At 37.0% G+C, this 21,420-nt stretch carries 17 protein-coding genes and 2 pseudogenes; 11 read left to right on the forward strand and 8 right to left on the reverse strand.

Annotated elements, in window-relative coordinates:
• Window positions 1–1,656, reverse strand: a pseudogene (locus tag DHU68_RS13675) (glycoside hydrolase family 92 protein); the annotation flags it as partial.
• 3 nt (window positions 1,657–1,659) lie between these two features.
• Between DHU68_RS13675 and DHU68_RS13680 the strand changes: the two are divergent.
• Window positions 1,660–1,974: pseudogene (locus DHU68_RS13680) on the forward strand (ABC transporter permease); the annotation flags it as partial.
• A 35-nt stretch (window positions 1,975–2,009) separates the two neighbouring features.
• Here DHU68_RS13680 and mobB read toward each other — a convergent pair.
• The 3 genes from mobB to DHU68_RS13695 all read right to left on the reverse strand — a co-directional run bounded on the left by mobB (window position 2,010) and on the right by DHU68_RS13695 (window position 4,215).
• Window positions 2,010–3,257, reverse strand: coding sequence for a conjugal transfer protein MobB (gene mobB, locus DHU68_RS13685; RefSeq protein ID WP_108823567.1), 1,248 nt, complete (start codon window positions 3,255–3,257; stop codon window positions 2,010–2,012).
• Window positions 3,242–3,679 carry a hypothetical protein gene (locus DHU68_RS13690; RefSeq protein WP_108823568.1) on the reverse strand — a complete coding sequence of 146 codons (438 nt, stop codon included), beginning with the start codon at window positions 3,677–3,679 and terminating at the stop codon, window positions 3,242–3,244. Before DHU68_RS13690 ends, mobB begins: the two co-directional genes overlap by 16 nt.
• Window positions 3,680–3,900: 221 nt before the next feature.
• The gene (locus DHU68_RS13695) at window positions 3,901–4,215 is read right to left on the reverse strand and encodes a DUF3408 domain-containing protein (protein WP_108823569.1); all 315 of its coding nucleotides are present in this window, start codon (window positions 4,213–4,215) and stop codon (window positions 3,901–3,903) included.
• A 476-nt stretch (window positions 4,216–4,691) separates the two neighbouring features.
• Between DHU68_RS13695 and DHU68_RS13700 the strand changes: the two genes are divergently transcribed.
• Both DHU68_RS13700 and DHU68_RS13705 read left to right on the forward strand, forming a co-directional pair.
• Complete coding sequence (locus DHU68_RS13700; RefSeq protein ID WP_108823570.1) at window positions 4,692–4,958, forward strand: helix-turn-helix domain-containing protein; 267 nt, start codon at window positions 4,692–4,694, stop codon at window positions 4,956–4,958.
• A 24-nt stretch (window positions 4,959–4,982) separates the two neighbouring features.
• Complete coding sequence (locus DHU68_RS13705; protein WP_108823571.1) at window positions 4,983–5,288, forward strand: helix-turn-helix domain-containing protein; 306 nt, start codon at window positions 4,983–4,985, stop codon at window positions 5,286–5,288.
• A gap of 209 nt (window positions 5,289–5,497) precedes the next feature.
• On the opposite strand, the gene DHU68_RS13710 is transcribed toward DHU68_RS13705, so the two are convergent.
• The 4 genes from DHU68_RS13710 to DHU68_RS13725 form a co-directional block, all read right to left on the reverse strand.
• Complete coding sequence (locus tag DHU68_RS13710; RefSeq protein WP_108823572.1) at window positions 5,498–6,718, reverse strand: site-specific integrase; 1,221 nt, start codon at window positions 6,716–6,718, stop codon at window positions 5,498–5,500.
• A gap of 438 nt (window positions 6,719–7,156) precedes the next feature.
• The gene (locus DHU68_RS13715) at window positions 7,157–8,020 is read right to left on the reverse strand and encodes a hypothetical protein (RefSeq protein WP_108823573.1); all 864 of its coding nucleotides are present in this window, start codon (window positions 8,018–8,020) and stop codon (window positions 7,157–7,159) included.
• Window positions 7,965–8,354, reverse strand: coding sequence for a hypothetical protein (locus tag DHU68_RS13720; protein WP_108823574.1), 390 nt, complete (start codon window positions 8,352–8,354; stop codon window positions 7,965–7,967). The genes DHU68_RS13715 and DHU68_RS13720 overlap by 56 nt, the downstream gene beginning before the upstream one ends.
• A gap of 35 nt (window positions 8,355–8,389) precedes the next feature.
• The gene (locus DHU68_RS13725) at window positions 8,390–9,433 is read right to left on the reverse strand and encodes a linear amide C-N hydrolase (protein WP_108823597.1); all 1,044 of its coding nucleotides are present in this window, start codon (window positions 9,431–9,433) and stop codon (window positions 8,390–8,392) included.
• Between the two features lie 670 nt (window positions 9,434–10,103).
• On the opposite strand from DHU68_RS13725, the gene DHU68_RS13730 reads away from it, so the two are divergent.
• From DHU68_RS13730 to DHU68_RS14225, 8 genes are all read left to right on the forward strand, one after another.
• Window positions 10,104–10,691 carry a DUF3575 domain-containing protein gene (locus DHU68_RS13730; protein ID WP_108823575.1) on the forward strand — a complete coding sequence of 196 codons (588 nt, stop codon included), beginning with the start codon at window positions 10,104–10,106 and terminating at the stop codon, window positions 10,689–10,691.
• Window positions 10,692–10,697: 6 nt separating this feature from the next.
• Window positions 10,698–12,164 carry a DUF3868 domain-containing protein gene (locus DHU68_RS13735; protein ID WP_108823576.1) on the forward strand — a complete coding sequence of 489 codons (1,467 nt, stop codon included), beginning with the start codon at window positions 10,698–10,700 and terminating at the stop codon, window positions 12,162–12,164.
• Between the two features lie 77 nt (window positions 12,165–12,241).
• Window positions 12,242–13,900 (forward strand): Mfa1 family fimbria major subunit, encoded by a 1,659-nt coding sequence (locus DHU68_RS13740; RefSeq protein ID WP_108823577.1) that lies wholly within the window; start codon window positions 12,242–12,244, stop codon window positions 13,898–13,900.
• Window positions 13,901–14,061: 161 nt separating this feature from the next.
• Window positions 14,062–15,042 carry a FimB/Mfa2 family fimbrial subunit gene (locus DHU68_RS13745; protein ID WP_108823578.1) on the forward strand — a complete coding sequence of 327 codons (981 nt, stop codon included), beginning with the start codon at window positions 14,062–14,064 and terminating at the stop codon, window positions 15,040–15,042.
• Between the two features lie 37 nt (window positions 15,043–15,079).
• Complete coding sequence (locus DHU68_RS13750; RefSeq protein ID WP_185117525.1) at window positions 15,080–16,483, forward strand: fimbrial protein; 1,404 nt, start codon at window positions 15,080–15,082, stop codon at window positions 16,481–16,483.
• Window positions 16,419–17,366 (forward strand): fimbrial protein, encoded by a 948-nt coding sequence (locus DHU68_RS13755; RefSeq protein WP_108823598.1) that lies wholly within the window; start codon window positions 16,419–16,421, stop codon window positions 17,364–17,366. Before DHU68_RS13750 ends, DHU68_RS13755 begins: the two co-directional genes overlap by 65 nt.
• A gap of 86 nt (window positions 17,367–17,452) precedes the next feature.
• The gene (locus DHU68_RS13760) at window positions 17,453–20,686 is read left to right on the forward strand and encodes a T9SS type A sorting domain-containing protein (RefSeq protein ID WP_108823579.1); all 3,234 of its coding nucleotides are present in this window, start codon (window positions 17,453–17,455) and stop codon (window positions 20,684–20,686) included.
• 236 nt (window positions 20,687–20,922) lie between these two features.
• A complete protein-coding gene (locus tag DHU68_RS14225) occupies window positions 20,923–21,078 on the forward strand; it encodes a hypothetical protein (protein WP_160111154.1) in 156 nt (51 codons plus the stop codon).
• Window positions 21,079–21,420: the final 342 nt, after the last annotated feature.

Here is a 21,420-nt window from a genome sequence, read left to right on the forward strand (position 1 = left end):
TTAATTTTTAATACCCCAATTTTTGTTGGGTGTATTACCCAGCCATAATTCTAAGATCCCTCCTTCTCTGAAGTCTGAGTGTAGAAGTTGATAGGAATTGTATTCTCTTCCATTTAAGAGTGCGCGTTGTATGTAGCAATTCTCTTTCGAATTGTTATGTGTTTTGATTTTAAATTCAACTCCTTTATAATAGGTAGGGTCAAGCTTAATGGTTACTTCATCAAAAACAGGACTTGTAATATCATAAGTCGGATTGCTTTTTGATCCTCCATCCAAACTAAAGAGGCCTATTGCCATTAGTGTACTGATTCCTCCCATTTGTCCCTGATCTTCGTTATGTCCACCATATCCTTTGTTGGGCGTAATTGCTCCGTGAGCTTGTTCTTTGACACGACGAACCCAGTATTGAGTTAACCATGGTTTACCGGCATGAGAAAATACATGAGCGTTTGAGCATCCAGGCTGATTTGCATAACTTACATACCCGCCTCCGTAGCCATAAACAAAATCACTAGGGATTGCTTCTTCGAATGCATGATTCAGCATATGACACAAACTATCTTGCCCTCCCATCAGTGTGGCTAATAGGGGTATATCATGTGAAAGTCCAAATGTCGCTTGCCAAGCATTGGCTTCAACATATCCATAACCATCCAGTGGATTGGTATGCAGCCAAGTCCCGTCCTCTCTTTTAGGTAAGATAAGTTTCAGGTCTTTATTAAAAGAATGATGCCATCCTGATGATCTTTTATGAAAATATTGATAATCACTAGGCTTTTTCATTTTTAATGCCATTTCGGCTAAAGCCCAATCTTCAAAGGCCCATTGGATAGTTAAGCCTGCCTGATCGGGACAATATCCATTTTTTATATAAAAGTCCAGTTCTTTATCCATATCTAAAGCTAACATTCCTCCTTTAGCATGATTTCTCTTTATGGCGTTATAGCCAATAGTCGGATTCCATTTCTTTGTAATACCTCTTTGATAGGCACTCGTAATGAGTGAGGTTGCAGGACAACCAGTTATAATGTAAAAATATCCACCAGCATTTGGTCCGCGTGGCAACAAGCCTCCATTTGTATCGTATTGAATAAAAGATGCAGCAAAGTCATCTAGTACGGAAGGGTAGGCTAGTCCCCATAGTGTATTCAAGTTCCACTGACTCAACCAAAGGGCATCGGAGTTATACATATGATGAATAGATTTGCCTAATTTATCTTTAGGTAATTGTCTTACTTTCAGTTGTACCCCATAGGTATGTGATCCTCTTCTTTCGCCACCCTGGGTATAATCGGGATATTGACCATTGAAATCATCCAGCTTATGTCTTCTCAGTAATGTATGCCAGAGATCAGTATATAATTTAATTCGCTGAGCATCCGTACCTCCTTTTACATCAATCTTGCCGAGCCATTCATTCCACTCTTTTTGTGAACTATTTCTTACAGTATCAAAATCCCAGTGATTACAATCATTCAGCAGATTTTCCTTTGCATTGGCAACACTCGCATAAGAAATAGCCATTTTTATCTTTATTTGATCACCTGCTCTGACTTTATACTTGGCACTGACACCCGATGTAGGTGCGTCGTGATAAGTCCAACCAGAACTTTCTCTCGGAGTACTTTCTGTTGTTCCTTGTAAAGTTTCAATATCTGGATGATATTCGGTATCTTGGACGTTTCAGGCTTAGGACTCATTATATCTAACTATTCGGATACATTGCAACAATCAATGTTTGTTATGTTTTTCTTTATCCTCATACTTGTTCTTCTTAGTGGTTTATTCACACCAATTAATAGTATGCCTGAATGGGCTCAGTGGATAACAAAAATCAATCCATTGAGCTATTTTATGCAAGTTCTAAGAGGTATATATCTTAAAGGGAGTGGGTTGATGGATTTATTAGCTCAATTTCTTACATTGTGTGGATTTGTCACAACGATAAATACCTGGTTAACAATAAGTTACTAGAAAAGTAATTAATGAGAGAGGTGTATTTCCTAACCTTATAGTCTTCTTTGCCTATTTTTTCTTTTTCTTACTTCTTCTTCTCTTTGTTTTTCCCTAGCAAAATTTTCAACATTATAATCTGTACTGTGTTGCTCAAATAATGAAGGAAATAGGGAAGTAATAAAATCCGATTCAGATTCAATCTTCTTCTCTGTTTGCTCTGTTAATATAGTCAAAACTCTATTTTCATCCGCAAACTTTTCATGAAATGCGTTTGCCGAAAACTCTTTACCCAATCGCGAGCCATTAAGGATCGCCTTGTTTTGATAATCAATAAAGCTAACGCCATAGATTCGTCCTTCTACATTCTGACGGAATACCGGTTCTATGTTTTTCTCTTTCAACAGCAATTTGAACTCATCCATTGATTCTGATTGCTGCATCGCTTTAAATAGTATGGATTTGAGGTATTCTCTTGTCTTATTGTCCTGTATCTGTTGCTTCGATTTCTCAAAGTGCTTTTCAAGAGTTTGTAAATTAATAGATTTACCAAAGAGAGAAGACTTAAAAGGAGTGCCAACTTTTTCTTTTTTCATTGTTACTGAATCATGTGTTAGAGCTGTATAGACAAGCCCATGATAAGACTTCTCATTTTTCAAGCCTTTGACTTCTTCCACACTTACATTCATTTTTTCTAAAAGTGTTCGGAATTCTTCAACGGATTGGAATTTATAGTTATTCAACACAGCTTTAGCAATATTACCCACTTGTTGTTTTACATTGCCTTCTTTGTTATTGAGCGGTTTGATTGGAATGCTATAGGCTTGCTGTTCCTGCTTGGTAGCCGGATGGAGGTTAAAATCCTTTTCTATCTGCCTGCATATTTTCATAGAACGCATATTCTCAAAGTTGGAATCCAATTTCTTTCCCGATTCATCTACTCTGATAGATACGATGTGTAAATGAGTTCTTGAGATGTCCGTATGCTTAAACACTATATAAGGCTGATTACTGTACCCCATATCTTCCATATAGCGGTCAGCTATGGCTTTATATTGTTCATCTGTGAGTATGTCTTTTGGATTCGGATTTAGTGATACATGAAAGATTGGCTTTTCGGTTCTCTTATTGGCTATCAAGTAAGGCTCAAAGGATTTGATTGTCGTTTGCATAGAGAATGACCCGTCTACTCTTTCATATACATTTCTAGAAGAAAGTAATTTCGCTTCCTCCTTATCCAGCTTGTTTTTGTTGTATAAAAGTGTACCAAAAAGAGAGTTATTCGAGCTTATTTTTGCAACCATTTTGTCTCTAGTATTTGTAACTGTTGTTCTATTTCTTTGTAGGTGAGTATCAGCTCGATCATGGCTTTTTCCAATTTGTAGAGATAGGCCAATGCTTTTCGTTCTCCCAACTGATCTTTTAGTAAGTGTAAAACCTGATTGTAATTATTCCCAATTCCTCTTATTTGACTTCTTATTTGAGATAGTTTGATGATATAATCGCTGATTATTTTATCAACTTCTATAATCTTCAAGGGAGTATTTAGGACTCTATCTTTAATAAAATGTCCTCTGTATTTGAAGCCTGATAATTCGAACAAGGTCTCAAATTTACAGTTATCTGTCTCATTCAAACGGATATCACAGCGATAGATAGCAGGATTGACTTTAGGTTTCCTGCCAGCTTTGGACTTTCGTCCTATATTCTGATTTTCTTTTTTCATTGAGAAAAAGTCTTTAAGTTTTTATTCTATAGAAAACTTATTATTCGGACGGCGACTTGGGAGCTGTCCTCCCCCGAATCGACAGATGAGTGGGCGAGTTATTTTGAGTGGCTGGAATTTATTTCCGGTGGCTCAAAATACAACTCGCCTTAGACCAGTGTCTAAGAAAATCCGCTGTGAGGCGGATTCATTAAGTGGAAAGATTGAGTAGTGCATAACAATCAATCGCTTTCTTCAGGATCTTCGATAAGATCCTCATTATTCTTTGAATAATCTGAACCGTTCAAGAATCTATTGTCGGCTTCTTCCTTCAGTTGAGTCAGAAGTTCCCCATAGGTTTCAATGTGATGATCCAGAATCCGATCAGCTAAAGAAGATAGACTGGTATAATGCTCGAATCGGAATAAAGCAGCTATCCTTTTCAGTCTTCTGTGTACTTCGGGACTGACGTAGATCGCATTACGTCCCCGAATACGCTTGTCCCGACAGAATAGAGCGATGTATTTCTCTTTAGAAATCTTTTTATGTTTCATCATTTAATGAATTAAAGAGTGAATAAATGATGGACTTATTGATTCCTATACTTTGTCCATTTTTGCAATGAAGACCTGAATAAGTAAAGAATCATCCCCAAGAAACAAATAAGATTTTAGACTCTAGTTATCAATGTATTATCAGAGAGGCCTATTCGCTATATTGCTGCAATTCTCATTTTCAATCATATAGTAAAGAGGATTGGATTACTTGATTCTGCTGTCCTGATAATTCCCATTGATACAGGAGTATATCTCAAGTAGGAATGTATGAGTGAACAGAATAATGATGGACTTTGTGAATGCAGTATTGAAATAAAGATTGAAATCTGTTTTAACTTCAAATTGCTTGAATAAAAAATAACACTGACACCGGACATAAGCAGACACAAGCTTCCAGTAACTAAAAACAAGGGGATACTGTGAAAATTAATCTATTTATTTGCAGACGAATAAAAGAATAACCGATTTATAAAATAATGGAATTGAAAATTATTGAAGGGAAAACCTTAGAAATGATAAAGGGGCGTATAAAGTACTTACTAGAAAAGAGCAGAGGTTTGGCTCGCTATCGCAATAGGGAAGAATGGTTGGATAATCAGGATGTCTGTCAGTTACTTAACATATCACTTCGAACCTTGCAAAGCTATCGGGATAGAGGAATCCTTGCTTATTCGATGATTGGGCACAAGTGCTATTATAAAGCAAATGACATTCATTCGTTTATTGAGAAGTCAAAAAGATAGTCTAAAAATATAGAGGTAAAAAATATGGAATCAAACGATTTTCTAAACTCGGCTTCGGAAGAGATAAAAGAACTACTGGCTGCTATTGATGAAGTAGCCGAGAATCTGGAAGCAGGCTTGGATTGTTTATCTTCTTCTCACAGTCAAGAGCGTTATTTGAGCAATAATCAGGTTTGCGAGATGCTTCATATAAGTCAACGTACTTTGCAGGATTACAGGGACAAGGGTAGAGTTGCTTTCTACAAATTGGAAGGCAAGATTCTCTACAAATTATCGGATATTGAAAAGATGCTGGAGGATAACTATTACAAAGCATGGGAGCAAGATTAACTAACACAGCCAAATCCCACTCCCACACAACTCCAATAAATATTATTTTCTTTTTTCTTATCTGATAACCTTCCCCTTACAGGAAGTGAATAAATTAGACAACCTTTTCGTTCAGAAATCCGCAAGGACTGGAGTTTGGCGTTTTATTCGCTTCCTGTTCTTTTGTGAGAAGAGAAGAAAAAAGATTCTCTATTAATTTATGATCCAATTTAAATTGCAAACTTCTGCTTTAAAGTTTGCATTTCATCCGATATAGTACGATCTAGAACACGTGCATATATTTTAGTTGTTCTGATATCGGTATGTCCCAGCATTTTGGCTATAGATTCCATAGAAACCTTGTTCGCCAAAGTCAGACAAGCGAAACTATGACGTGCAACGTGAGTCGAGAGCTTCTTTTGAATACCGCACAATTCACCCACTTCCTTGAGATATCCATTCATCTTCTGATTGGAAGGGACAGGTAATAGACAACCCTTTCGTAGACATTCTGGATGATTCTTGTATTGCTTCAATATCTGTTTGGGAATATCCAGTAAAGGGATATTGCACATATTGCTGGTTTTTTCTCTGGGCTTGCGAATCCAATACTCATTGTTGTTATCGCAAAAGATGTGTTCTGCTCTGAGATGTTGTACATCGGTAAATGCTAACCCGCTGAAACAACAAAAAACAAAGATATCACGAACAACTTCAAGTCTGGGAATAGCAAATTCTTTCTCTAAAAGTAGACGTATTTCTTCTTCTACCAGAAACTCCCGATTAGTTGGTGTATACTTGAATTGGATATCAAAGAAAGGATCGGTATCCATCCATTTATTGGCTAAAGCAATGCGGGTTATGCGTTTCAGGTTCTTGAGATATTTAACTGTTGCATTTTGGGCACATGATTTCTCTGTTTTTATAAAATGCTCAAACCCTTTTATAAAAGCTTGATCCAATTCACGAATGGGAAGATCGGAGATGCGGTAATCTTTTTTCATATACTCTGAAAGATAAGTTACAGTCCGCTCATAACGAAGCACTGTTCCCAAGACATAATCCTTTCCTAATAGATCTCTGCATTTTTGATTGTGCTCGTTAAATACTTCCAATAACATCTTCGGCTTGTAGTTTTCTCCATAATACTGCTGTTTGATAATCTCGGCGGTAATCGGTTTTCCGTCCATCTCCAGTTCGCGGTGTATTTGTAGAATCCGAGTACGAACAGTATAGATATAATGATTCAATTCCTGAGACTGCCGATCTTTACCCACGGCACATTCTTTTTTGTTATTCCACTTATGGGTATCTACGCTCCGCTTGATCTGCACTTCAGCCCGCTGTCCGTTCACTGTAATGCGGAGACATACAGGAGCTTCTCCATTCTTTAATAGTTTTGATTTCTTGATAAAAAACAGCACTGAAAAATAATTCCGTTTCATACGCATTTAATTTGATTTAAAATTAGTTTTTATAATTCGAAATCAACCTATGCAAAAAGCAGTGAATCAGCGAATAAGGCTCTGGTAGGTGGACAACGCAGCATGAAAATAAAGTCCACCTTTTTCACCACCGTTAAGGTGCTTTATTATGCTATTTTTGGAAGGTTTGTAAAAAGAAAAACTCCTAAAATCGATTGATTATTAGGAGTTTGCTGCATTCTTCTTCTCTGAAGTGTGACCTCGGAGGGGCTCGAACCCTCGACCCACTGATTAAGAGTCGCAATTGACTAGTTTTCAGACGTTTTCTTCTCTTTTCAAATAGTCAATGGGTTGCTGGTTCCCAGGCCTTTATGCAATTTTTGATTTTCTCTCGTTTACATCCTTTTTCATTGTTTCTTCGAAGTTGTGTGCAAAACGTGTGCAACAGAGTTTTTTTATTAAGAATTAAGAATCTTGATTTATAAAAACTAGATTCCCCTCTTCTCTAAGTTTATTAAGCAATTCAATATTCATAAAATCAGTTTTTTCATTATTGTCATTTAAATCGTAAGGTTTAAATGAAATATTAGCTACTTGATCTTCGACGAAAGGATATTGGGAAATAACAGTATTATTCCAAAACTCATGAATAATTTTCGTTTTGTAAATAAAATCGAGGTTCTTTCCAATAATCGTTAGCCCAATATTTCTATTTAATAGGCAATTAGGTTGATGTTTAAAGTACACACATTTTGCCGCACTTCCATTTTTACTTCCATATGTATATGTATAGCCTAAAAATGTATTTGCATTTTTTTTTATTATTCCTTCAATTATTTTATTATTCCAGAACTGATTAATTTCAGCCTCGGAGTGTACTCCATTTCCATTTAAATTAATTTGTGTTCCACTATCACAAAACAAAGAACTTGTTTTTAACATTTCAGGCATAGATAGATCACAGCCGATCAGTACCTCTGATATATTTTGAGAGTTATAACTATCATTAAATCCTTTATCTCGACTTAGAAGTAAAACAAGCTCCTCTTTTTTCTCTTTTTGCGGATATGCGCAAGACAATAATACAAGACTATCCTCGCGAGATATTGTTGATTCTAGACATAAAGTTAGAGTAGGATTTAATAGACCATCATGTAAAATATTATCGTCCCAAATTATACCGAAGTCAGATGTGATTTTTTCTTTATCTTCGAGTACTTTTTGTTTTACATCGTCTTTATAATTATTATAATTTATGTTGTCAAACTTCCAGTTATTTATTTTTTGATAAAAGTTTAGAAATAGACACTTTTTTATTTCGAAGTTCATCAACTACATTCCTTAAAAAATGTTCTCTTTTTCGAACTTCGATTAACTCAAAAATGACATAATGAGAAGACTTTAGGGTAACAAAAGAAGATTCCTTTAAATAATTTATAGAATAGTTTAAACTCTCAAATGTTTCATCAAGAATATCAGCTAGAATATTTGTATCCAAAAAAATACTAACCCTATGTTTGCTCTTAAATGTAACTTCTTTAATATCCAATTGACAGCTTGGAAAGGGTATCGGGGCTATAGCCCCGAAATTAAGACCCTTCAAACCTGATAATGAACTGAAAAGAAGAGCAATGGAAACCGCTAAGATTTTCGTTGTTTTCATAACCCCATTTTTTATGGACTTTTCAATCTTTTTATTTAATCTATTACTCCCAGGAATTTAAAAGGCTGTGCCACCTTAAAGTCCTTAGCCGTATTTCCGTTATAAGTTTCTCCGTTCGCTAAAGATAATTTAAGTACAGGAGCCCCTTTTGACAAATCCATATCCTGAAGGTTTACCCAGAATATATTCGGAGTCAGACTTGATTCAAAAAAGTAAGTTAGGTTTTTGCTGTCCGATACCGTTCTCCATTGTGTAGTAGAAATTTCAGGGCTATCAGGAGTAGAAATTCCATAAGGGACAGAAGCATTGCGAATAATACTGAATACGCTGGCGACTGCCAATTTTTGATCGTCTGTTTGAGGAAGCGCACCGGTATAGAAACTTGCTCTGGCGAAACGGTCGGCAGCACGATTAGTTCCGGGTAAGAAAGTCAATCCACCGATTGATTTCCAATAGTCGTTCAATGCCAGCTGCTTATCATACGTTGGAGAGTTGGTCATTACTTTGTAATCCTTGCTATGGTAAATATTTAGCTTCCCGTTTATATATTCAAAAATGGCATTATCGCCTGTAGCATCAGATATAGCAAGGTGTAATGTTGCCAGCCTGGATCCATCAGGCATCTTATCAGAAACTACCTGGAAAGAATTTTCTTCTGCAAAAGATACAGCCTCATCTACCGTGGCAAAATTATCCAGCATATATTGGACCCAGGCAGCTATAGTTAGTCCCGGCTTACTCTTATCCCATGCCGGATATACAGATTCGTTCAGCCATAACAGGTTTGCCACCAGCCCTTTTTCATTCATCCCGTCGGTACTGGCTATTTCGAAGGCGGAGGTAACTACGCTTCCGTATCTGGATGTCCATTTTAGAGAATTAAGCCCTGTTTCACCGTTTCTTTCCATTCCTCTGGGGAAAACCCAGATGTTGCTATGCATTTCCGTCTTCCAGTCCATCGTCCGACCGGTTACCACCATTCCGTTTGTTCCTGTATAAACTACACGTGTACATGCACTCGCTTTAGGTATTGTTACCAGGCAGATAAAGCATACGATAAATAAATAAATTCTTTTCATTTCTATAATTTCTTTAATTGCGATTAAAACTACTTTTGATTCTATAATTTTATTTTCTAATGTTGGTATTGCAAAAGTAAATGTTATGATGATGTATGTCTTCAAACTAAAGTTTACCATTAGGTGTTAAGTGTTTTGGTTTTTAAACATAGTAAAATTGTTTCATAGTTGTTGTTTTTTAAGTCCTCTTTTTTTGTGGGAGGACGTTTAAAAACTTCAACCATTTAATTTGGTGTGATTGCGTTACACAGTTTTTCCATTTGATAGCTCATTCTTCTTTTTCTGATTGTCTTTTCCTTGATTCTTTGCAGCTTAATATAATGTTTTTCAACTGCTGGTTGTTTTACGAATCGATTTCATTGAACAAGTTGATTGATAGACTATAGACCCATCGCTTAATTAAATATTTTTTAATCTGTCGGTTGTTTTACGAATCGATTTCATTGAACGAGTTGATTAATAGTCTATTCGCCTATTATATAATTAGATCTTTTTTATCTGTCGGTTATTTTACGAATTGATAGTTAATAAATGTTGTCTATATTTGTCGAATTTTAAAAAAAAATATAATTATCTTTGCGCCGCAAATATTTCAGACACAGTTGGAAGTCTCTTTCCCACAAAGAAAGAGGCTTCTTGCTGTAAAACACTTTAACAATTGAACTTAAAGATGAATTTCAGCAATCAATTAAACAAGGTCTACGTCGTCATTTTAATCTTTATTTTTTGTAACCAGCAAGTTCGGGGCCAAGAGGTTGCAATAAAGACTAATCTGGCTTATTGGGCTACTACAACACCTAATTTGGGAATGGAGTTTGCTTTAGGCAAAAAGAGTACACTTGAAATCAGCGGAGGTTTCAATCCTTTTGAATTCTCAGATAATAAGAGGTTCAAGCATTGGCTCGTTCAACCGGAATACCGTTGGTGGTTCTGTGAAACCTTTAACGGACATTTTCTTGGAGTGCACGCACATGGTGCTCAATTTAATGTAGGAGGATGGGATATTCCTATCGGTAGACTGGATGTCTTTAAAGATAAACGCTATGAGGGTTATCTGTATGGTGGAGGCCTTAGTTATGGTTATCAATGGGTGTTGAGTAATCGTTGGAACTTCGAGTTCAATATCGGAGCAGGATATGCCCGCATTCATTATAATGAATACCCCTGCAAAGATTGCGGAACTAAGCAGGATGAAGGTAATTATAATTTTTGGGGTGTGACAAAAGCTGAGCTCTCATTTATTTACATAATAAAATAGGACACAATGAACAATAATATAATGAAAGCAATACTGATTGTAATCTTCTTAGGCTTTATAATACCTCTTCGTTCCCAGATGATACAATCAGGAGATTTTAAGGTTTCGTCCGAACATATCAGTAAAGAAAGCAATCATGTATCTATTTCGATGGTTATTGATTTGGATGAGCTGATCGTTAAACGAAATGAAATGGTTATTTTAACTCCTGTTCTTAAATCAAATGAACCTAATGGAGAAGTATTATCACTTGCACCGGTGGTTATAACCGGAACTTTGCGTAATAAAATTATTAACCGCAAGGAAAAATTGGGGAATATGGATCAGCTTCCTTTTGAAAGGCAACCACAAACTATTCTGAAAAAGGAAAATAATACGCCTCAAACCATTAAATATAATACTTCCATTGCTTATAGGGCATGGATGGATAATGCCTCGCTAACAGTTCAAAAAGCTGTATCCGGATGCGCTAATTGTTATGATGAGGCAGGCAGTGAATTAATCGTTCAAAATATTTTGCCAAAGCCAGACCCTGCATCTTATAAATTGACATTTATCATACCTGAAGTAGAGCCGGTAAAAGCACGTAGTGACCGTCACACAGCGACTTTCAATTATCATGTTGATCGCTATGAACTGCTAAGGGATTACAGGAATAATAAAGTTCAATTTGATGAAGTAGACAGGGTTATTGGTGAAATAAGAGATAACCAAGACCTTGAAATAACTGAATTCACCATTACTGGGTATGCATCTCCTGAAGGCAGTTTTGAGCATAACCGCATACTGGCGGAAAATAGAGCCAATTCTTTCGCCCATTATCTGATATCCAAGTTTGATATATCACGCGATAAATTTACGGTTGAGAGTAAAGGCGAAGACTGGGAGGGCCTGCGTAAAGCTATTTCCGTCTCATATCTGGCAGATAAACAGCATATTTTGAATATCATTGATCGGATTCAGAATCCAGATGCACGAGATACTGAACTGTTGAAACTTTCAAACGGAGACACTTACAAAACACTACTTAATAATTATTATCCACTTTTGAGACGTACGGAATATACCGTAGCCTATGTGGTGCGTGCCTTTAATGTGGAAGAAGCCAGAGAAGTCATCAAGAAGAATCCGAAACTTCTCAGCCTGAACGAAATGTATCTGGTAGCTGAGAGCTATCCGTCAAACAGTAAAGAATTCAGGGAAGTATTCGATATCGCCGTCAGATTATATCCTGACAGTGAAATCGCAATTATGAATTCAGCTGCCGCAGACATTGAAAATAAAAATTACAATGCTGCCATCGAACGTCTGAAAAAGATAGAAGACAAACCAATCTCTTGGAATAATTTGGGCGTAGCCTATATCCTGAAAGGGGATGTGGAAAAGGCTTTAGGGTATTTCAATAAATCGGCAGATAACGGAGACAAAGATGCAAAGGCCAATCTGGAAATTATTAATAGAGTCCTCAAATAGAAATAATATATAATACTGATAAACCGCATTATTCACAAAATAAACAAAAATAGATTTTTAATTTTAAATTAAAAAAAATGAGAGTAACCAAATTATTTTTAACTGTAGCAATAGTCCTTGGATTGGGATTGAGTGCATGCAGCAATGATGATGATATTTCAACATCAGGTGGAGAAGAGAAAGGCAACACCCACGTGAGTGTAGCCCTTAAGCTGGGAGGAGCATCTACCCGTGCACTTCCAAATGATTATAATGAAGTTGGTGAGTGGGCAGGTAAAGACAAAGTAGAAACAATTACAATTTTTGTTTCTAATATGAGTGCAGTTACAACTCATAATTTTGTTGTAGGGGAAGATTACGTAGTTAAGGGCAACTTCTTAAAACCTCTGGCACCCGCCGCGATTAAAACAACTGCCGGGCCGAAGAAAGTGTTTGTATTAGTTAACGCAACTGAGGATGCATTGAATCAAATAGCAGCCGCCGGTACTGGTGCCAACGCTTTTGAAGCTGCTTATGCCGCTGTCCTTAAATTGGAAAATTCAGGCACTGCGCATGATCCTGTTGAAACCTCTGCTTCAAAGATTGCCAAGGTAGATGATGATTATGATGTAATTATGATGACCAACGTGGAGCCTCAAACTATCGAAGTGTATCCCAACGTGGATCAAGCAGCCACCATTGCCGGCGAGAACCAAGTTAACATCAACGTGGAAAGAGCGGTGGCCCGTGTAATGGTTACCACCGCCGCTACCTCGTATGATGTTACTGCTGATGGAGGAACAACCATTGGTAAGATCTCCAATATTACGTGGGTATTGGCACAGGGTGAAAACTCACTATTCATACAGCGCAAAACCGATTGGGTAACTCCTAAATGGGATTTCGTCCCAACAACTGATGAAGCTTATTGGAAAGCAGGTGATAATTATGACTACTCAGGTCTTTTTGAGAATTACGACGCAGCTACTAAATTTGGTGGAACAACAGTTCCTGAGCTATCAACTTATGCTGCATTGAATGCTGCTGGAGATAACAAAGCAGAAGTTTTAGCTTCTTTAGGTTTGGATGACAATGCTGTTAATGGCAAATTTGTTCTTCCTACTACGCACGAAATTGCAACAGGCGAGGCTTCCGGCTTTAAAAAAGGAAATACCGTTTATGCGATGATCCGCGCGAAGTTTACTCCCGGGGCTTTTGCTGATGACGGTGAACCTGATGAAGACGGTACATTTTATTTGGGTGCTAATGGTCAATTCTATACTTCTGCTAAAGCTGCTTATGATCCTGCCGGAAACGGGGTCACTCAAAAAGTGACCAAGTATGTGGGCGGAAAAGTGATTTACTACGCGTGGGCCAACCCGGATGAGATTCCTGAATGGTATAATTCTCCCGTATTGAGAAATAATATTTACCACATTCACATCACCGGCTTCAAGACCATCGGTACCAACTGGAATCCACTATATCCAGAGGATCCAAAATATTATGACCCTACTCACCCAGAGTATGATCCGGATGACCCAAATAATATTGAAGATCCAAAGAATCCAGATCCGAAACCAAATGTTACGGTTCCAGATCCTGAGAATCCCGGCGGTCCCGAAATTCCTGTGGAGGAACCGGAGAACCCGATCGATCCAACAGATCCTTTGACTACCCCTGAAACATGGATGAGTGTAGATGTGAAGGTTCTTCCTTGGAAGCTTCACTCATATGAAGTAGAACTGGGAATTTAATTTAAAAATAATAATAATAACCTCTGCATGGAGTGGCAGCTCCATGCAGGTTATTAAAATAAAGAATAGGAAATCTGTCTTATATTTTAGCTGTTTCACTTATTAAAAGAATAAAAAAAGGCCTCGGCCTTCAAACAATAAATTAATAAAAAGTGCAAGGGATGAAGAATTTACGAATCAGGATTATAATGGCATTGTTTGTGACAGGGGCTCTTTTCTGGGGTTGCGATTCCCTTATCTATGATGACCTGAAAGATTGCCCACAGGGTGTTTATGTAAAATTCTACTCCAAAACCCCATGTGCGGACGATTCTTTATTTATAGGAAATATGCCTTCACTTACTGTGTTTGCATTCGATCAGAATGGCAAGCTATCAACTACAGTACAACAACAAAATGTAAACCTGAACCGAGATTTTGAAATGCTTGTGCCCGTATCTGACGGGAACTATTCATTCATTGGCTGGGCAGGGATAAATGATAAATTCAATAAATATACCTTCACTTCTGGGGTAACTACCAAAGAGGATGTGATGATGACTATTAATTCAATAAACAATGTGGCGGAAGCTTTGTCCTCTGACGAACGTATATGGCATGGCGAAAGTCCTATTGTTTTTCTTCCTGATCCTGAAGAATACGGCTCGATGTATAAACATACTGCCGTCAATTTGAAAGAACTTACCAACCGGATTAAAATTATCATTGAGTTTGATGAAGCGACCATGAAATCATATGATCCTGCAAAACTTAATGTGGCTGTTTCATCAGCTAACAGTACGGTACGCATAGATGGAACGATGCCTATGAATACACCGGTACTAACTTATCCGTCAATATATACAAATCTGGAAGGAAATATCGGTGAATGGAATTATGCCATGCTTGATCTTTCTACCGGTTACAGCAACAAACTAAATATAACATATACGGGAAATGATAAAGAGGAAACCGTCTTTGATGGAGACCTGATTGCCAGTATCCTCTTAAGAGCTGTTGACAAAGGAGTGAATCTCGATTGTGAAAATGATTTTACAATCAAATTCCTGATTAAGGATTATTGTGCAGAGTGTTGGACACACTTTAGTTGCTCCATATATGTCAACAACTGGCTTGTTCATAGCTATAGCACTGATTTATAGAATTTGAGCCTGCCGGGCTTGAATAATCCAAACGATTATGAAATTAAAAATACGATATATATTTCTGTGTTTCCTGCCGCTACTGTTTATGGCTTGCGACTCTTTCATCTTCGAAAATCAGGATGAGATAGATAAGCAAACTAAAGGACAAGAAGTCTACCTATCTGTTACCAGGGCACAGGCAGCTGATACAGAAACAATAAATGAAGATGAAACGAATTATGAGGATCGTGTACACGACCTGGCTCTGTTGGTCTTCAATTCATCACCTAAAGGAGAGAAAGTCTGTCAATATTTTGATGAAGGAATACCTTTTACGGAAAAAGAAAAAACTTTTACCGTGAAGATGACCTCAGGTACACGTGATTTTTATTTTGTAGCCAATATGCCTATAGAAGATCTGAAAAAAATCTCTACAAAATCAGAGATGGATAACTATATGGCTGCTTTTCGTGATCTTCATACAGACCTGTATCTTGCAGCTACGAAAGATAAGGGATTTCCGATGTCCAGAGTATATCTGAACCAAACGATAAGTGAAGGAGGGAATATCTATCAGCCAAAACCTTTTCGACCAGTTGTCAATGGAACACCAGAAGATAAAGTAAGGCTGATTCGCTCCGTCGCTAAGCTTGAAGTCGTAATAGATGGAGCATCTATCGGTTCCGGTGTTAAAAACATTTATTATAAAAATGCATACAGACAGTTTAGTCTTCTTTCCGAAGTGTCTTCTGTTACAGTTGGGTATTATGATGAAGATAAGCCATTAAAGAAAGTCGATAATTCATACCTGTATTATATGCCGGAAGCAATGATGGTAACTCCAAGCGTAACTCCAAGCTGGTCTACGACAGATCACAAACCGATTAATTACTTTCTGATTGAAACTCTTGATGGTCATCATTATGAAATACCGATCATAACCGATAACCGTACGATAACCGCTACAGATTATTTAGCCTTTGCTACAGGACAAAACACAGATAAACCCGACTATAATATCTATCGTAACAGGCACTACTATTATGTTATAAAGAATTTACAGACGATAGAAGTTATTTATACCATTGATCCCTGGACAGTAAAGACAAGTACTACTTATATGGGTTACGGATATAATGTAAACGTTGATGATGACGGATATGTAACAGTAAGTAATACAGTAGATGTTTGTGCTCCTCACTCGGTAAAACTGAAAACTATTTCGCCGTTCACATTCGATGACGGTACAACAGAAAAGATATTTGATACACTTGCAGCGGATGCTTCATCCGGATATAGATTGAAACCTACCCCTCAAACGGATGATGGTGCATATCTTGAGGTATACTACAATGATAATCCGGTGAAGACATTCAGTAAAAAAGAGAATGAATATGAAAAAGTATATATACATAATAGGGTTCTTAAGCCTGCTGCTAACAGCTTGTTCATCAAGTGATGATTTTCTTGGAGGGAGTTCTGATAATGAAAATATAACACTCTCATTTCAGGTAAACAGTTTTGTTAAGGGTAATCTGAAAGCGGCTGCAGACAATGGTTCTGACGCTGAACAGGAAATTAAGAATTTGTATGTTTTCTTGTTCCCTACGTCAGATACACAATCATTTAATAAATATTATATAGAGTCGCCGAATTTCACTGGCGGTTCGTGGAACAGTACGGATAACAAAGTGTCACTGAACCTAACACAGGCTGAGGCTGGTACCCGAAATGTTTATATTGTAGCGAACTGTTCAGGTTTAAAAGAAAAACTTGATCAAGTAAAGCTATTATCTGATTTACAAAATGTGTTCCAAACGAACGAAATGCCATGGTCTACAATACTGAAAACTCCTATCCTGATGTCGGGCAATAAGACTCATAATTTCAATGAAAATTATCAGCTTAATAATGTTAAATTAATACGTGCTGTTGCGAAGGTACAACTCAACGTAAATCTTACATCTGTGCATCAGGGGAAACCGTCGTCGGGTGAAGACAATAGTGACCAATATAAATACAAGTTTATCAACTTTGACAAGGATACCTATGTGTTGAAACCCACATCAAAACCTGATAATTTGACTAGTTCATCGGCTTGGGTGAGCTGGAACGATGATATAACATCCTATACGCTTGATGCCGATGGAAAAGTAACAAAACTGACCCTGACAACTTACCTCAACGAACGGGATAATGCAGGAACAAGCATAGAACTCAGTCTACCTTATTTTGACGGGGGATTCTTACCTCCACCAGAGTTTGGAGACGAGACGTATAAATTACAGTTACCAACTAAAATTGAACGGAATCATTGGTATAAATATGATATACATATATGAAGTGATGAGCAAATTCTCGGGTATTTCCTTAAACGAGAAATTCTGCATCTACAACAAGGGGGAGCATCTATCTAAAACTAATTTTTATGAAACCAAAGATATATTTAATTTTATTTTTATTACTGAATATATGGGGGCAAGCTTTTACTCAAACCCGCATATTTAGTGATGACTTCGGAGCTCCCGGACCCGGGGTTCAACAGAGACAAATCTGGCCATATATGCCTGTCGGTATAAATACTTTTGTATTTGCTCATCCTGATGCAAAGAATCTTAAAGATGTTGGAAATGAAAATGGCTGGCCGGAAGCAAAGCATATAGACAATAACTTTTATGCAGTTGTTTGCCCTAGAAATATATATACAAGTGTCACTGGTATTACTGAACATTCCTTTAAAATTTGGAAATCTATTCTAGAGAAAGGAGATATAACTGAAGGGCACGAAGGAAATGGTGGAGCAATGATTATTAATGCAGGGACAACTCTAGCTGCATTTTATGCGCGTATAGTAGATCTTCAAGCAGGAAAGTATTACCGTCTTCGTTATCAATTATTCGTTGAAAACTCTTCGGTAAAAATTAATCATCGTGTTTTGAGCTCTAGTGGTGGAACTTCTGTTGCTCTTTATGAGGGTACTGCTCAATATGCAGACGGTAATTGGAAACAACAGGATTATTGGTTTTTTATGCCGGAAAATTGTTCTTCTGGAAATTATACGATTTCGATAGAAAATGCACATAAAGATGATCAGGGAAATGACTATGCAATTGATGATCTATTGTTCGAAGTGTATGAGCCGGAAGATGTAGAGCAATCAATAAAAGATGCTCTACCTCCGAGTGCTAAGGTTAATTGTGGCATAAATGAACCTGTTGCTTTCGATGATGAAGTTGCAATGGAATGTAATCATACAGGTGAACTGCATATTGGTTTTTTATTCAATGATAAAGATGAGAATGGAGCCCCTGTTTCTGCTGAAGATTTTATTGTTCGATTAGATGTCCCTGTAGGAGCAAAACATGTAGTAAGAGATGATAGTTGGAGAGATGCCAAAGAAGAAGAAGTTATTGTTGCAGGTGAAGGTACTTGGTTTTTAAAATCTGGTGTTAAGACATATTATCATACTCTTACATTTAAACCCGAAGTAGGATTTACAGGAAATCCATCCCCTATTTCTTATCGTTTGTATAACCGTAAAACAGGTGGTGGATCTAACAGGGCATTTATCAAGGTCTTTAGTGATTGTAATCCTCGAGCCGTAGATGATATTAAAGAGGTAACAGAAATCAAACCAGGTACACCGATTCCGATAGACATCTTTGCTAACGATGAACCGGCGAACCAACCGGCACCCGTAGATCCAGCAAAAATAAAAAAAGTCACTTTGATTAATCCACACACCCTTATACCTGTTGAAAATGGTCCTATGATGGTCGATGGAGAAGGTGAGTGGAAATACGAAAATGGCAAACTAACCTTTACTCCTATAAATGGTTTTAGCAAAGAACCAACACCAATCAATTACACTTTTACGGATACAGATAGCCACACCTCTAACCCAGCAAAGGTGACAATAAAAGTTGTACCATCTTCAATGCAAAAAAATTATTGGCATGGAACGGTGAGTAATGAATGGACTAATATTGATAATTGGACAGCAGAGTTTGTACCTGCAACAGGAGAAGATATCGAGTTTGCTACAGATGACAATAATGGTTCTTCAGGAAATGGAAATGGTCTTGGAACCGCAATTCGTGACTTACATCTTGATACAGATCGTGAGATCGGAAACCTTATTAATAATTCGAATGTAGATTTACTGGTAACTACTGGGAACCAACTTACTATCAACGGTGTGGTAAAAGATGATAATCCGAACGAAGGGACTATTGTAGTGAAGACTTCAACTAATGAACCGACAGGAACATTGCTCTTTTCCAATCCTAGTGATAACCGGCATGTAAATGCTACTGTCGAATTTTATAATAAGGCTTACGAATGTGCTACTTGTGGGTTTTATAAAAAACAATGGCAATATTTTGGGATTCCGGTAGCAAGTGCAGAATTTCCGTATATTCCAAATGAACATTCCTTATTGGAAACCATTCACAAATGGGACGAGCCAACCAATGGTAATAAGTGGATTACACCGACAGGTGATTTAGAAGCATTTGTAGGTTATGAAATCAATAATAAATCAACGACTCAGCCAGAACATATCTATGAGTTTAAAGGAAAATTGAATGTGGGTGATGCGGAAGTTTACTTGACTAAAACATCAGGTGTAAACTACGAGGGTATGAACCTGATTGCTAATTCATTTACTGCGGCGATACCTATTTCGGCAGATGCAATTAAATATGACCATTGGAAAAAGACAGTATATCTATTTAACACCGGTACGCGCGACCAATGGAGAAAACTGAATGGTGGAGTTTCAAGTGGAATTGCAGCAGGGCAATATCAAGCTGTTCCGTTCGATCTTGCCGGACAAGCCGAGATACCGGACAGGATATTATCCATGCATACATTTATGTTGGATGTAGAAACTCCTGGTAATATTACACTGAAATATGACCAGTTGCTAAAAAATGAACTGAATGCATCGACAGTCAAACCCTGGAAATCCGCGGAACTTAGAAGCAGTACGATACAGTTACCCCATATTGTGATGGATGTCATCAGTAATGGATCGGCAGACCGCGTATGGCTTTTCGAAAAGGCTGATGCTACCACCGAATTTGACAATGGTTGGGATGGTTATAAGATGAAAGAGGGAGACCTTATTCAGACATATGTTTTGGGTAGTGACCAATCCGATTATCAGATAGCGACTGTTCCTGAAATAATCGGCACAACGATTGGTGTCAGTTCCGGGTTGAATGAAAACTATTCAATCAATTTTTCCGTAACACCGGATGTGGAATCCCGGAATCTTTTCCTTCGTGACCTTTTTACAGGGCGTAACTATTCAATAAAGAATAATGCTGAATATGTAATTAATGGAACAAATAATTCGAATAATAATAGATTCAAAATTGTAGCATCCTCCTCTAGTTTAATCGACGAAGACATCATGTCTTCCCCAATAAATATTTATGTGATGAATAACATTATCATCGTAGATAATCAGAGCGAAGAGGATTGTTCAGTTATGGTTTACGATCTGATGGGAAGATTAGTTGCAAATAAACAAGCTCCCAAAAGTCAAATTACTGAATTTACAAATATCAATCAAAATAAAACTGGAGTCTATATTGTAAAAGTTCTTGGAGAGAGTAATTCTATCAACAAAACAGACCGTGTTTTATTGAGGTGAAAAAAGAAAAATGCTACCGATTAAATATTGGTAGCAGTGTAGTTTTGTAAAGTTTGTGTTAAGAATGATCCGCGTGAGATGTGATATTTCGCGCGGTTTATGCAACTATGCGGATGATATAGCAAACGCTATAGATAATAGATGCATCTCTAATCGTAGGTTTGAGATATATGATCTTAAAATAAAGTTTTAAAGAAAATTAAATAAAAAGGAAAAACAAAGTAAAACTGATTTAAATGGTGAAACAGTTTTTCAAAAAATATGATTGGATCAAAATTGCTGGTATATTGGTAATCCTCGGCATTGATATCCTTATAGCTATAGGAATCTTTTCTTTATTTACTGCTTGTGGAGAAGGTTGCCAAATAGATATTCAACTTATGTACCTATAGTTAAATTCTTAAATGATATTTCGTGTAATTCAACAGAGTTTACTGAATGTGAACTTTAAGAATGACATACATATTCTATTATATTAAGTAGTACATAAAGATACCACAGTACGTCTCTCAGAGCAAATAATAATCTTTTATCGAATATTTAACCAAAAGGATCTTATAATTAGTTTATTAGTCATATCGACATTTAATAAAAACCTAAAAAAAGAATGACATGAAAAGATTAGTAAATTCTCAGTTGTTATGCATGCTTAAGAAAATGGACAGAACATTCAATCTCGGCGAATATGATATCAGATCTGTGTATGAAGATTGTATGTCTTCAAACTAAAGTGC

The organism is Dysgonomonas sp. Marseille-P4361, assembly GCF_900343125.1.
Classification (GTDB): domain Bacteria; phylum Bacteroidota; class Bacteroidia; order Bacteroidales; family Dysgonomonadaceae; genus Dysgonomonas.

Coding starts and splice junctions, on each gene's coding strand:
- DHU68_RS13740 (WP_108823577.1), top strand. CDS start 12,242: ATGAGAGTAACCAAATTATTTTTAACTGTAGCAATAGTCCTTGGATTG.
- DHU68_RS13745 (WP_108823578.1), top strand. CDS start 14,062: ATGAAGAATTTACGAATCAGGATTATAATGGCATTGTTTGTGACAGGG.
- DHU68_RS13710 (WP_108823572.1), bottom strand. CDS start 6,718: ATGCGTATGAAACGGAATTATTTTTCAGTGCTGTTTTTTATCAAGAAA.
- DHU68_RS13725 (WP_108823597.1), bottom strand. CDS start 9,433: ATGAAAAGAATTTATTTATTTATCGTATGCTTTATCTGCCTGGTAACA.
- DHU68_RS13720 (WP_108823574.1), bottom strand. CDS start 8,354: ATGAAAACAACGAAAATCTTAGCGGTTTCCATTGCTCTTCTTTTCAGT.
- mobB (WP_108823567.1), bottom strand. CDS start 3,257: ATGGTTGCAAAAATAAGCTCGAATAACTCTCTTTTTGGTACACTTTTA.
- DHU68_RS13750 (WP_185117525.1), top strand. CDS start 15,080: ATGAAATTAAAAATACGATATATATTTCTGTGTTTCCTGCCGCTACTG.
- DHU68_RS13705 (WP_108823571.1), top strand. CDS start 4,983: ATGGAATCAAACGATTTTCTAAACTCGGCTTCGGAAGAGATAAAAGAA.
- DHU68_RS13700 (WP_108823570.1), top strand. CDS start 4,692: ATGGAATTGAAAATTATTGAAGGGAAAACCTTAGAAATGATAAAGGGG.
- DHU68_RS13715 (WP_108823573.1), bottom strand. CDS start 8,020: ATGAACTTCGAAATAAAAAAGTGTCTATTTCTAAACTTTTATCAAAAA.
- DHU68_RS13730 (WP_108823575.1), top strand. CDS start 10,104: ATGAATTTCAGCAATCAATTAAACAAGGTCTACGTCGTCATTTTAATC.
- DHU68_RS13735 (WP_108823576.1), top strand. CDS start 10,698: ATGAACAATAATATAATGAAAGCAATACTGATTGTAATCTTCTTAGGC.
- DHU68_RS13695 (WP_108823569.1), bottom strand. CDS start 4,215: ATGATGAAACATAAAAAGATTTCTAAAGAGAAATACATCGCTCTATTC.
- DHU68_RS13755 (WP_108823598.1), top strand. CDS start 16,419: ATGAAAAAGTATATATACATAATAGGGTTCTTAAGCCTGCTGCTAACA.
- DHU68_RS13760 (WP_108823579.1), top strand. CDS start 17,453: ATGAAACCAAAGATATATTTAATTTTATTTTTATTACTGAATATATGG.
- DHU68_RS14225 (WP_160111154.1), top strand. CDS start 20,923: ATGGTGAAACAGTTTTTCAAAAAATATGATTGGATCAAAATTGCTGGT.
- DHU68_RS13690 (WP_108823568.1), bottom strand. CDS start 3,679: ATGAAAAAAGAAAATCAGAATATAGGACGAAAGTCCAAAGCTGGCAGG.